This window comes from Winogradskyella rapida, from assembly GCF_042675845.1.
Lineage (GTDB): Bacteria > Bacteroidota > Bacteroidia > Flavobacteriales > Flavobacteriaceae > Winogradskyella > Winogradskyella rapida.
On the sequence record NZ_JBHTKM010000063.1, the window covers coordinates 1,743,365 to 1,755,652 of the forward strand.

The window sequence follows — 12,288 nt, forward strand, 5'->3', positions numbered from 1 at the left end:
GAATTTCTGACTTTTCGATAAGGGTGAACCGATTTCATCATTTTACAGTGTAAAGTGTTAACCCTATTCCTATTTAGAACGAATACTTTCTATGATGACGGTGGCAAGGATTAGACTTCCTCCAATAAATGTATTTACTGTTGGAATCTCGTTTAAAAACAAATAAGCGATTAAAATACCAAAAATGGGCTGAGAGCTCCCAATAATACTCGCAGTGCTGGCCTTAAAATACTTTAGGCTTTTCACAAACATAGAATGACCAATGGCGGTGGTTAAAATCGCTAATATTAACACATACGGATATTGGTTACTAATCGCTGAGGTTCCCATAAAATAAAGGGCGGGAGCGAGAAGAATGGAAAGAATCAATACTTGGAAAAACATAATCATGGTGCTATTGTAACTGGCGACATGATCTTTAAGCAATAGTATTCTTACGGCATAGCACAGGGCCGATAGAAGCCCGAGCAAAAGCCCTTGTAGATGACTGCTTTCTAAATTGAATTCTGGAGCTAAAATATAAATCCCTAAGAGGACGAGGCCACCTAAAAGAAGGTGGATCGGATCTAGTTTTGACTTTGTAAAGAGCGGTTCTAAAAGTGCAATCATAACCGGAAAGGTAAACAGAGACAACATCCCAATGGCTACATTAGATAGCTTTAGGGCATAGAAATAAAAAATCCAATGCCCGCCCAGACATAATGCGGCAATAAAAAAAGTACCCCGGTCTTTTTTATTCTCGACTTTTAAAGAAATGCCTTTGTAGCGGCAAAAGCCCCATAAAATGATAGCCGCCAAAAAGGAGCGCCACCAAATAATAACAGGAGGGGGTAAGTTGATGTACTTTCCTAACGGTCCAGAGGTGCTAATAAAGATGGTGGCAATACTAAGTAATAAGAGATTATTTAAATGATGCTTTTCATTCATTAGATATCCTTTAGGGCTCGCAATGCTTGTTTGGTATTCTTTATATTTTCAAAGGTAATGAGTAAGCGTAAGCCTTTTCGGGTTTGCTTTTCCTTTATGGTACAACGTCCGGCGTTCATTTGAATAAATTGCATCACCTTAGAGAAATCGGCACTTTGGTAAAAACTACTGTGTTGGTCTTGAATAAAATAACCAATCATTTTGCCTTGTTTCATAATAAGTTTCTCAATTCCCATTTTGGTGGCAATCCATTTTAAACGGACGCTATCAAAAAGATCAGAAACTTGTGTTGGGAGCTCTCCAAAACGGTCAATAATTTCACTTTCAAAAGTGCTGAGTTCTTCCTCGTTCTTAATCCCATTTAATTTGGTATAAAGGTTAAGGCGTTCAGTGATATTATTGATATAATCGTCAGGGAATAACAACTCAAAATCGGTATCTATAGTGATATCTTTTACATACGTTTTAGGTTTACCATCGTCTTTGTACAACTCTGAAAACTCCGTTTCTTTTAATTCCTCAATAGCTTCATTGAGTATTTTTTGATAGGTGTCAAAGCCAATATCGCTAATAAATCCACTTTGTTCACCACCTAATAAGTCTCCGGCACCACGAATTTCTAAATCTTTCATGGCAATGTTAAATCCGCTACCTAGCTCGGTAAACTGTTCTAAGGCCGAGATTCGTTTTCGAGCATCAGAGGTCATTGCAGGATATTCCGGAGTAATAAAATAACAGAAGGCTTTTTTATTGCTTCGTCCTACACGACCACGCATTTGGTGTAAGTCACTTAACCCGAAATTATTCGCATTATTAATAAAAATAGTATTGGCATTAGGCACATCTAATCCACTTTCAATAATGGTTGTACTGACTAAAACATCAAAATCCCCGTTCATAAAACCAAGCATCAGATTTTCTAGTTTTTTTCCATCAAGTTGGCCGTGACCTATTGCAATCTTAGCATCAGGGACTAAGCGCTGAATCATGCCCGCAACTTCGCGGATGTTTTCAATCCTATTATGGATAAAAAAGATTTGTCCACCACGCTGAATTTCATAACTCACCGCATCGCGTATGGTTTCTTCATTAAAACGAATCACATGACTTTCTATAGGGTAGCGATTTGGTGGAGCCGTATTAATTACCGATAAATCTCGAGCCGCCATTAAACTAAATTGTAAGGTTCTCGGGATTGGAGTAGCGGTTAAGGTAAGAACATCTACATTCTCTTTAATGGTCTTCAGTTTTTCTTTAACAGCAACGCCAAATTTCTGTTCCTCATCGACAATAAGAAGTCCTAAGTCTTTAAATTTTACGTTTTTATTAGCGAGTTGGTGGGTGCCAATAATAATATCTACACTTCCTTTCTCTAAACCTTCTAAGGTTTCGCGCTTTTCTTTTGCCGTTCTAAAACGGTTAACATAATCTACGGTTACAGGAAAATCTTTAAGACGTTCTTTGAAAGTACGTGCATGCTGATACGCTAAGATCGTGGTTGGTACTAAAACAGCCACTTGTTTTCCGTTATCTACAGCTTTAAATGCGGCTCTGATGGCAACTTCCGTTTTTCCAAAACCAACATCTCCACATATTAAACGGTCCATAGGGCGCTCACTTTCCATATCGGCTTTGATATCTGCGGTAGAGGCCATTTGGTCAGGGGTGTCTTCATAGACAAATGAGGCTTCTAGCTCCAGTTGCATATGACTATCGGGAGCGTATTGAAATCCTTTTTTAAGTTTCCGCTTGGCGTATAATTTTATAAGGTTAAAAGCAATTTCTTTAACGCGAGACTTGGTCTTTTGTTTTAAGGCTGTCCACGCTTTACTTCCTAATTTATAAACCGTTGGGGGTTTACCATCTTTACCATTAAACTTGGTGATTTTATGTAAAGAGTGAATGCTGAGGTAGAGAATATCGCGTTCGCCATACACTAACTTTATGGCTTCTTGCTTTTTACCTTCAACATCTATTTTTTGCAGGCCTCCAAACTTTCCAATCCCGTGGTCGATATGCGTTACATAATCACCTATTTCTAGATTGGTGAGTTCTTTAAGGGTAATGGCTTGCTTTTTAGCATAACCGTTTTTAAGCTGAAATTTATGATAACGATCAAAAATTTGATGATCGGTATAGACCGCAATTTGTTGTTCGGTATCTACAAACCCTTGGTATAAGGAAAGTACAACCGTTTTATAATGTACTTCTTGCTCGGCGTCGTCAAAAATATCATGAAAACGTTTGGCTTGCTGCTCACTAACACAAGAAATATAATTGGTAATGCCGTTGGCGTGGTTGGTATTTAAATCTTCTATTAGCAGGTGAAACTGCTTATTAAATGACGGTTGCGGTGTGGTATAGAAGGCAATAAGTTGCTGTGCAAATAAGGCATCGGTTCCAAATTCAACTAGAGTATAGTCTAAAAACTGACGTTTTAATAACTCTGAATTACAGAATAACTCCTCAGGAGAGGCGTGCTTCATTTCAGAAGATAAACTTTTAAAAGCTTCTTCTGCTTTGCTGTAAAAGTCATCAATTCTAGAAAAAATAAAGGATGCATTTTTAGTAAAAACTACGGTATTATTAGCAATGTACTTTAAAAAACTCTGGCGTTGTTCGGCCATAAGTTTGTTTGCCACATTGGGGATAATACTCACTTTTTTAATGCGCTCTGTAGACAATTGGGTTTCTACATCAAAGGTTCTAATGCTGTCTACTTCATCTCCAAAAAATTCAATACGGTAAGGTTCGTCATTAGAGAACGAAAACACATCTACAATCCCACCTCTTACAGAGAAATCGCCCGGTTCGGTAACAAAATCTACACGTTTAAATTTATATTCAAACAACACCTCATTAACAAAATCGATACTTAAATCGTTACCAACAGCAATTTTTAAGGTGTTCTTTTCCAATTCCTTTTTGGTCACCACTTTTTCAAAAAGCGCATCGGGATAGGTTACAATAATACAAGGTTTTTTACGCGAATTGATACGGTTTAAAACCTCGGCACGTAGAAGAACATTGGCGTTATTGGTCTCTTCAATTTGGTAAGGTCTCCGGTAGCTTCCAGGATAGAACAAGACATCTTTAGTATTAATAAGCTGTTCTAAGTCGTTCAGGTGGTAAGCGGCTTCTTCCTTGTCGTTAAAAACCAGTAAAAAAGGTTTTTCTGCCGTTTTATAGGCTTCGGCAACGGCAATTGAAAAAGACGATCCTATAAGACCTTTTAAATGTGTTTTTGTTTCGTTTTGGGCAATAGCAGTTTGCAGATTCTGCAACTGCAAAGTCTTTGCGAATGTTTGGGTGATAGATACTTTACTCAAGTTTCTGTGTTTGGAACTGCAAATATAAAATTTTTGAAGTGCCCAATACTGATAATTCTTTTGAATAGAATTATATTTGTTCAGAATTAGTATTAAGAGAATTTAAACAACAATAAAAAATATGTCATTTTCAGATTTATTCGATAGCGGATTTAAAACACGTAATGAAGATCATTTTGCTGCCATCGTTAGAGTTGCAATGAGTGATGGTGTGATTACCGATAAAGAAAAAGCTTTTTTAGATCGTTTAGCAACACGCTTAGATATTTCCGCAGAGGATTACGAAAAAATATTAGAGAACTATAAAACGCACCCTATTAATCCACCAACATCTTACGATAAGCGTTTAGAGCGTTTATACGATTTAGCGCGTATGGTTTGGATCGATGATATTGAAGGGCCAAACCAACATTGGTTACTAGAAAAATTATGCGTTGGTTTAGGGTTTCACGCTCAAAATGTAAGATATATTGCTGATAAAGCCTTAGCTCTTGCTTATGATAAAGTGGATGCTGATACCTTTATTAACGAAATGAAAAACATGAACAAATAGATTTATCTGTTCGTTTGTATCGTATAAAAAAAAGCAACCTCAATAGGGTTGCTTTTTTCGTTGTTGTTTATAAAGTTGCAAAAATTAATCTTCAGCATTTCGCATAAATTCTTCAGCTTTTTCTACCATATTTTTACTTCCGCAGATAAAAGGCACACGTTCGTGTAATTCTTTAGGTTCAATATCCATAATTCGTGTAAAACCGTCACTCGCTTTACCATTGGCTTGTTCCGCTAAAAAGGCCATAGGGTTACATTCATAAAGTAAACGTAGCTTTCCATTTGAGTTTTTAGAGCTTTTAGGGTACATATAAATACCACCTTTAATCATATTTCTATGAAAATCGGACACTAAAGAACCAATATAACGGCTTGTGTAAGGGCGATCGCCTTCCTCTTCTTGACAATATTTGATGTATTTTTTAATGCCCGTAGGAAAGTGCGAGTAGTTGCCTTCGTTTACCGAATAGATATGACCGTCTTCAGGGAATTTCATGTCCGGATGCGATAAGTAATACGACCCAATTGCAGGGTTTAAAGTAAATCCGTTAACGCCATGGCCTGTGGTGTAAACTAACATGGTTGAGGTTCCGTAAACGACGTATCCTGCTGCAACTTGAGCGCTTCCTTTTTGTAAAAAATCTTCAATTTTTACGGGTGTACCAATTGGGGTAACACGGCGGTAAATTGAAAATATGGTTCCTACAGAAACATTAACATCAATATTAGAAGAGCCATCTAAGGGGTCTATCAATACCACATATTTATTTTGGTAGTTTTCATCTTGACTGTTAATCGCAATAAAATCATCTTCTTCTTCACTAGCAATACCACAGACAATATTTCTTTTGGTTAAGGTCTGAATAAACTTGTCATTAGCATAGACATCTAGTTTTTGTTGGTCTTCACCTTGAATGTTGGTTTCACCAACGGCTCCAATAATATCTACGAGACCAGCCTTGTTTACTTCGTGATTCACAACCTTGGCGGCTAGGCGAATAGAGTTAAGAAGCCGAGAAAGTTCTCCAGATGTATATTTAAAAGCACTTTGATTTTCAATAATAAATTCCCCTAAGGTTTGGTTTGGTTGCGACATGAAGTATGAGATTGATTAATACCTCACAAATATCGTATTTTTTAACAAACTATATCGTTTTCGTAGCTTAAAAAAATTGTTTAATAAGACGAGTTTAGACTATCTTTGAGGTTTTTATTTAGATAATGGGACAACCAAGATTAGCAATTAAACAAGATATGCCACGGGTTTTAGAACTCATCCAAGAGCTGGCAACTTTCGAAAAAGAAGCGGATGCTGTAGAGGTTACCCTAACCGATTTAGAGCAAGATGGTTTTGGACCACATCCTAAATTTACGTGTTTTGTCATTGAAGCCGAAGGAAAAGTGGAAGGTATTGCCTTGGTCTATCCGCGTTATTCCACTTGGAAAGGCGGTATTTTACATCTAGAAGATCTTATTGTAAGTGAAAACTCAAGAGGTTTAGGCCTAGGAACGCAACTTTTAAATGCTGTGGTGAGTTATGGACAACAATTAGGCGTTAAACGCGTTAGTTGGGAAGTTCTAGATTGGAACGATCCTGCGATTGCTTTTTATGAAAGTAAAGGAGCGGACGTAAAGCGCGATTGGAATGTGGTGCATCTCGATGAAAACGGAATTAAAAATTACTTAGAACAATTATAATGCGCATTTTTAAGTTTGGTGGTGCTTCTGTTAAGGATGCAAATGGAGTAAGAAATGTAGCGAAGGTTTTAAAAACAACAGGGTATGATAATACCTTAGTGGTCATTTCTGCTATGGGGAAAACGACCAACAGCATGGAGCTGGTAATAAAGTCCTATTTTGAAACTAAAGCGGCTTTACCAAATGCCATCCATGAAGTGGTTAAATACCATGATAGCATTTTAAAAGATCTTTTTACGAATGATCGCCATCAAGTTTTTACGGACGTTAAAGCGCTTTTTGAAGATTTAAATCTCTTTTTTAAAACAAATAAATCCCCTGATTACAATTTTGTTTACGATCAGGTTATCGGTTATGGCGAATTAATTTCAACCACCATTGTGAGTCACTACTTCAATGAAATTGGGATTAAAAATCAATGGAACGACGTTAGGGAGTTTATAAAAACCGATAATTACTACCGCCATTCTAATGTGAATTGGGAAGCTACTCAGAGAAATATTGCCACGCATTTAGAGCCTTCAGTTTTAAATATTACACAAGGATTTTTAGGGAGTGATGCCAATAACTTTACAACCACTTTAGGGCGTGAAGGCAGTGATTATACGGCCGCTATTTTTGCCTATTGTTTAAATGCGAGTAGTGTTACCATTTGGAAAGATGTTCCAGGCGTGTTAAACGCAGATCCACGATATTTTGAAAACGCACAACTGCTTAACCAAATTTCGTATAGAGAAGCCATTGAGTTGGCCTTTTACGGCGCTTCTGTAATTCATCCTAAGACCTTACAACCTTTACAGCGCAAAGAAATTCCTTTGTATGTAAAATCCTTTTTAAACCCTGAGGCCAACGGTACTTGCGTCAGTAAAGGAAAAGCCATAGAACCGGAAATTCCTTGTTTTATAGTGAAGAAGAATCAGACATTAATTTCGTTATCATCCTTAGATTTTTCGTACATTATGGAAGATAATATTAGTGATATTTTTAGTCTTTTGCACTTGTATAAAATGAAGGTTGATGTGATTCAGAATTCCGCCATAAGTTTTTCGGTTTGTATAGAGAATTTATACGATAATTTAGAGAAATTACTTCAGCACCTGAAAGCTAAATTTAAAGTCACCTGTCATCAACATGTTAATTTATACACCATAAGACATTACAATGATAAGGTGGTAGACGCGTTAGAAAAGGATAAAACTGTTTTACTAAAACAGTTAACTCAAGGGACCGTTCAGATTGTTACTAATTAAATAGTTGTTACATTTGTTTTATGGGTAAATCATCAGATAGTGGATTAGTAACGGCTAAAGAAGTCGCCAAGGCAATTCATGTTGATAAATATGGGTTTTTAGGGACCTTTTCTGGTTGGGTTTTAATGAAAGTTCTTAAAATTTCAACCATCAATAAGTTCTATAAACGCAATAAGCATCTTAGTCATGTAGACTTCTTAGATGCTATTTTAGAGGAATTTCAGATTAAATTTGAGATCCCCGAAGAAGACATTAAGCGTCTCCCAAAAGAGGGACCTTATATTACCGTTTCTAATCATCCGCTTGGAGGGATTGATGGTATTTTGTTGTTAAAGTTAATGATGGAGCAGCGCAGTGATTTTAAAATTATTGCCAACTTCTTACTGCATCGTATTGCGCCGTTAAAGCCCTACATTATGCCCGTAAATCCTTTTGAAGATCGTAAGGATGTAAAAAGCAGTATTACCGGTTTTAAAAATTCAATTTTACACTTAAGAGCAGGGCATCCGTTAGGCGTGTTCCCGGCAGGAGAAGTGTCTACTTATAGAGATGGCAAATTGGTGGTTGATAAAGAATGGGAACCATCGGCAATGAAGCTTATTCAAAAAGCCGAAGTACCTGTAGTTCCAATTTATTTTCATGCTAAAAATAGCCGTCTGTTTTATCGCCTTTCTAAGATTAGCGATACACTAAGAACAGCCAAGTTACCTTCTGAAGTCTTAACGCAAAAACGCCGTGTTATTAAGGTGCGTATTGGTAGACCGATTTCGGTAAAAGATCAGAATGAACATCCAACGCTTCCGGAGTTTTCAGAATTTTTAAGACGAAAAACCTATATGTTGTCTAAAACTTTTGAAGATAAACCGAAGATTTTAGATAATATTCAGTCGCAATTAAAAGTGGCTAAAATGCCTAAACGTATTGTTACGCCTATTGCACCTAAGATTATGATTGCTGAGGTGGATAAGCTACGTGTGAACGACAGCAGGCTACTCATGAGCAAGAATTACGAAGTGTTTTTAGCCTCGCCTAAGGACATTCCTAATATTCTGAGAGAAATAGGGCGTTTGCGCGAAATTACCTTTAGAGAGGTCGGAGAAGGGACCAATGAAGCTATAGATTTAGATAAGTTTGATACGTATTATCACCATATGTTCTTATGGGATAACGAGCAAAATATTATTGCAGGCGCATACCGTATGGGCTTAGGGTCTAAGATCTATGAACGTTTTGGTATTGATGGATTTTACCTTCAAGATTTGTTTCGCTTTGAGCCGGAATTGCATAAAATGATGAGCCAATCTATTGAGATGGGTCGTGCTTTTATTGTTAAAGAATACCAGCAAAAACCAATGCCTTTATTTTTACTTTGGAAAGGTATTGTGCATATTACCTTACGTTTCCCTGAGCACAAGTATTTAATTGGTGGAGTCAGTATTAGCAATCAATTTTCTAACTTCTCTAAAAGTTTGATGATTGAGTTTATGAAGTCGCATTATTACGATCCTTATGTGGCGCAATACGTGCATCCTAAAAAGGAATTTAAGGTGAAATTAAAAGATGCGGATAAGGAGTTTGTTTTTGACGAAACCGAAGCCGATCTTAATAAATTTGATAAGATTATTGACGAAGTAGAGCCTGGTGCTTTACGTTTACCGGTATTATTGAAAAAGTACATTAAGCAAAATGCCAAATTGGTGGCTTTTAATGTAGATCCGCTCTTTAATAACGCTGTAGATGGCTTAATGTATATAAAGATTGCTGATCTTCCCGATAGTACTGTAAGACCGGTGATGGAAGAATTTCAGGCCGAATTAGAACGTAAATTTATGGATAGTACTGAAGATAAATAAGGCGGTCTCAACGTCGCTATTATGAGTATAAAATAAAAAACCCAGGACTAAAAGTTCTGGGTTTTTCATTTAAAGGCTTTTAAACCATTCTTGAAACTGTTTACCAAACAAGAATGTTGGTTTCATTTCTCCGCTTAATGCGCTCATAAGGCTCATAAGCCAAGCGATAATTAAGACTAGGCCAACTAATAAGTTTATGCCTGGGATCCATCCTAAAATTAATCCCACCAAGCCTAAACCAAGCATTTGTCTAATGTAGAATGCACCAAATTCGGTTTTGTTTTTGCCGTTCATAATAAAGGCAATTATCCATCCAATAATGGTAATATGGGCAATAATAGCCACGTTTTTGCCGTCGCTGAAGACCTCTTCTGCCTCATGGCTAAAGTCTTCGGCAGCCTTTTTTGCATCTCGACTAAAGTCTTTGGCGTCTTTTGAGAATTCTTGCGCTTTTTGGCTAATCTTATCCCCAGCTTTTCTAGCGTTATCCTTGGCGTCATCTAACATAGCGTTAAGATCATCGCTTAAGTCATTTGTACTGTCTGACATCTTTATCGGTTTTAAAGGGTTAATAATCAGTAGGTCAATTGCCGCTTAAAAATGAGGTAAACTACATATTGAGATTATTGAAATGCCGCATCAACGGGCTCCCATAATTCAATTTTGTTTTGGTCATTATCTAAGATCCAAGCAAACTTTCCATACTCATAAGTCTCCATATCACCTATAATTGTTACACCTTCTTCTTTTAAAACTTTTAAAAGCGCTTCTAAATCTTCAACTCGGTAGTTAAACATGAAGTCTTTTTTTGAAGGTTCAAAGTATTTAGAATCTGCCGGAAATGGGCTCCATTGTGTAGAACAGTCTTGGCCTTCTTTGTTTTTCCACCAAAAGGTAGATCCATAATCGTCCGTATTAAAACCAAGGTGTTTTTGGTACCAATCTTTCGCTGCTTTAGGATCTTTAGTTTTAAAAAATAGACCGCCTACTCCTGTAACACGCTTTTTCATTTGAGATGTATTTAAGGCCTCTTATTGCTAAGATGCTGTTAGAATTTTTTAAAGGTTATCCCTTTTATTTTTTTATTGCCGATTCGTAAATCTTAATCCAAGCTTCACAGGTCATTTTTTCGCAAAGTTGTCCAATGAGTTCAAAGGGGATATCATCCATTTTTTTAAACCGAACACAGCTCTTACCCATGTCTAACTTGCGTTTGCAATGCTTTGGGTAGGCCTCTACAAACCAATCGTGCAATTTCGGATCGGCGTAAATACCGCTGTGATAGAGGTTAATTGAGTTTTTTTGTGAGGCAAAACTCATAAAGGGTAGCGGAATTTTAGGATCGCAATGGTAGCCATCTGGATACTTAGAATGCGGCACATAATAGCCCACCATACCATATTGAATACCTTCTTCAAAGCCTTCTGGGAGATGAGTGGTGATTACGCTGCGTAATTTTTTTAAAACGTCTTGGCGCTCTTCTGGAACTTGACTGATATAATCGTCTACGGAACTGGCTTTATATTGCATACTTCATCGCTTTAGTTAGGTTTATAAAATTAACAAAATTTCGCTTTAATTTTATCGACGATGGTTTGCGAGAGTTTAATATTACTTTCAATGGTCCAACCCGCCACATGAGGTGATAATATTACTTTTTCAGAGGCAATGAGGTACTGAAAGGCTTCTGGCATTTTTGTGGAGGTGAATAAATTTTCGAAGGACGCTTTTTCGTATTCTAAAACATCGAGTCCGGCGCCTAAAATTTTACCAGATTCTAAGGCAGCAACCAAATCTTTGGTCACGACGCTTTTCCCTCTTGCCGTATTAAGTAACCAAAACGATTTTTTAAAACCATTGATAAATTCTGAATTGACCATGTTTAGCGTTAGTGCTGTTTGCGGAATATGAAGACTAAGCACATCGGCTTTAGCTTTTAGTTCTTCTAGTAACACTTGTTTGGCATTGGCATCGCCAATATTGGCTTTTAAATCGTAGCATAGCACTTCAACATCAAAGCCACGAAGTTTCTTGGCAAAGGCTTTTCCCATATTGCCATAACCAATAAGGCCTACTGTTTTACCATCTAATTCTAAACCGCGGTTTTCTTCGCGTAACCATTGGCCTTGGCGTACTTCTTTGTCGGCTTTATTAAGTTTGTTAAACAAGGAGAGCAACATGCCTAAGGTGTGTTCGCCAACGGCATTACGATTGCCTTCTGGAGCAGAAATTAGGTAGATGCCTTTAGATTCTGCATAGGCGGTGTCTATATTTTCTAAGCCGGCACCAACACGACCAATAAATTTTAAATGACTTGCTGCATCTATAAACTGTTGGTCTATAGAAAAACGGCTTCTAATAATGATGCCATCGCAATTGGCGATTTTAGCTTCTATTTCTGATTTAGAAGCCTTGTAATCGGTATGATTGGTGAAACCAAGGGCATTTAATTGTTCTATTAATAGGGGGTGATTAGCGTCTATATGTAGTATGTTCATAGCAAAACCTTAAAGATGAGGTAGTCGTTAATTTTTAAGTTGAATTTAAGGCTTTAAAGTTACGAAGATTTACGATAGTCTTATAGACTGTAGTGTTGCTTGTTTAGACCGCGTTAAGGATTGAGCGATTTGTTTGAGCTCTTTTGCTTTTTTTGCAAAAAGCGAGTCGTGAAAGCCTGAC

General features: G+C 37.1%; 11 protein-coding genes. 4 read left to right on the forward strand and 7 right to left on the reverse strand.

The features are described 5' to 3' along the window. Nucleotides 1-69: 69 nt before the first annotated feature. Nucleotides 70-927 (reverse strand): DMT family transporter, encoded by an 858-nt coding sequence (locus tag ACFQ13_RS14815; protein WP_386118691.1) that lies wholly within the window; start codon nt 925-927, stop codon nt 70-72. After that, entirely contained in the window at nt 927-4,256 is a 3,330-nt protein-coding gene (gene mfd, locus ACFQ13_RS14820; RefSeq protein WP_386118694.1) for a transcription-repair coupling factor, read from the reverse strand. Before mfd ends, ACFQ13_RS14815 begins: the two co-directional genes overlap by 1 nt. Before the next feature lie 121 nt (nt 4,257-4,377). Between mfd and ACFQ13_RS14825 the strand changes: the two genes are divergently transcribed. Continuing rightward, entirely contained in the window at nt 4,378-4,809 is a 432-nt protein-coding gene (locus ACFQ13_RS14825) for a TerB family tellurite resistance protein (RefSeq protein WP_386118696.1), read from the forward strand. Between the two features lie 84 nt (nt 4,810-4,893). Here the strand turns inward: ACFQ13_RS14825 and fbp are convergent, their stop codons facing one another. Then, entirely contained in the window at nt 4,894-5,904 is a 1,011-nt protein-coding gene (fbp, locus tag ACFQ13_RS14830) for a class 1 fructose-bisphosphatase (protein WP_386118698.1), read from the reverse strand. Nucleotides 5,905-6,029: 125 nt separating this feature from the next. Here fbp and ACFQ13_RS14835 point away from each other — a divergent pair, with 125 nt between their 5' ends. From ACFQ13_RS14835 to ACFQ13_RS14845, 3 genes are read left to right on the forward strand one after another with little or no spacing between them, the layout of a single operon-like run. Further along, entirely contained in the window at nt 6,030-6,506 is a 477-nt protein-coding gene (locus ACFQ13_RS14835; RefSeq protein ID WP_386118700.1) for a GNAT family N-acetyltransferase, read from the forward strand. Continuing rightward, nucleotides 6,506-7,756 (forward strand): aspartate kinase, encoded by a 1,251-nt coding sequence (locus tag ACFQ13_RS14840; RefSeq protein WP_386118702.1) that lies wholly within the window; start codon nt 6,506-6,508, stop codon nt 7,754-7,756. The genes ACFQ13_RS14835 and ACFQ13_RS14840 overlap by 1 nt, the downstream gene beginning before the upstream one ends. 20 nt (nt 7,757-7,776) lie before the next feature. Beyond that, nucleotides 7,777-9,609: a GNAT family N-acyltransferase gene (locus ACFQ13_RS14845; protein ID WP_386118704.1), complete on the forward strand. Its 1,833-nt coding sequence runs from the start codon at nt 7,777-7,779 to the stop codon at nt 9,607-9,609. Between the two features lie 69 nt (nt 9,610-9,678). On the opposite strand, the gene ACFQ13_RS14850 is transcribed toward ACFQ13_RS14845, so the two are convergent. From ACFQ13_RS14850 to ACFQ13_RS14865, 4 genes are all read right to left on the reverse strand, one after another. Beyond that, nucleotides 9,679-10,158 (reverse strand): YtxH domain-containing protein, encoded by a 480-nt coding sequence (locus ACFQ13_RS14850; protein ID WP_386118706.1) that lies wholly within the window; start codon nt 10,156-10,158, stop codon nt 9,679-9,681. Nucleotides 10,159-10,232: 74 nt separating this feature from the next. After that, a complete protein-coding gene (locus ACFQ13_RS14855) occupies nt 10,233-10,619 on the reverse strand; it encodes a VOC family protein (protein ID WP_386118708.1) in 387 nt (128 codons plus the stop codon). Nucleotides 10,620-10,683: 64 nt separating this feature from the next. Further along, complete coding sequence (locus tag ACFQ13_RS14860; RefSeq protein WP_386118710.1) at nt 10,684-11,139, reverse strand: DUF1801 domain-containing protein; 456 nt, start codon at nt 11,137-11,139, stop codon at nt 10,684-10,686. A 29-nt stretch (nt 11,140-11,168) separates the two neighbouring features. Further along, nucleotides 11,169-12,107 carry a 2-hydroxyacid dehydrogenase gene (locus ACFQ13_RS14865; protein ID WP_386118712.1) on the reverse strand — a complete coding sequence of 313 codons (939 nt, stop codon included), beginning with the start codon at nt 12,105-12,107 and terminating at the stop codon, nt 11,169-11,171. Nucleotides 12,108-12,288: the final 181 nt, after the last annotated feature.

Coding starts and splice junctions, on each gene's coding strand:
- ACFQ13_RS14850 (WP_386118706.1), bottom strand. CDS start 10,158: ATGTCAGACAGTACAAATGACTTAAGCGATGATCTTAACGCTATGTTA.
- ACFQ13_RS14865 (WP_386118712.1), bottom strand. CDS start 12,107: ATGAACATACTACATATAGACGCTAATCACCCCCTATTAATAGAACAA.
- fbp (WP_386118698.1), bottom strand. CDS start 5,904: ATGTCGCAACCAAACCAAACCTTAGGGGAATTTATTATTGAAAATCAA.
- ACFQ13_RS14840 (WP_386118702.1), top strand. CDS start 6,506: ATGCGCATTTTTAAGTTTGGTGGTGCTTCTGTTAAGGATGCAAATGGA.
- ACFQ13_RS14815 (WP_386118691.1), bottom strand. CDS start 927: ATGAATGAAAAGCATCATTTAAATAATCTCTTATTACTTAGTATTGCC.
- ACFQ13_RS14835 (WP_386118700.1), top strand. CDS start 6,030: ATGGGACAACCAAGATTAGCAATTAAACAAGATATGCCACGGGTTTTA.
- ACFQ13_RS14845 (WP_386118704.1), top strand. CDS start 7,777: ATGGGTAAATCATCAGATAGTGGATTAGTAACGGCTAAAGAAGTCGCC.
- ACFQ13_RS14855 (WP_386118708.1), bottom strand. CDS start 10,619: ATGAAAAAGCGTGTTACAGGAGTAGGCGGTCTATTTTTTAAAACTAAA.
- ACFQ13_RS14860 (WP_386118710.1), bottom strand. CDS start 11,139: ATGCAATATAAAGCCAGTTCCGTAGACGATTATATCAGTCAAGTTCCA.
- ACFQ13_RS14825 (WP_386118696.1), top strand. CDS start 4,378: ATGTCATTTTCAGATTTATTCGATAGCGGATTTAAAACACGTAATGAA.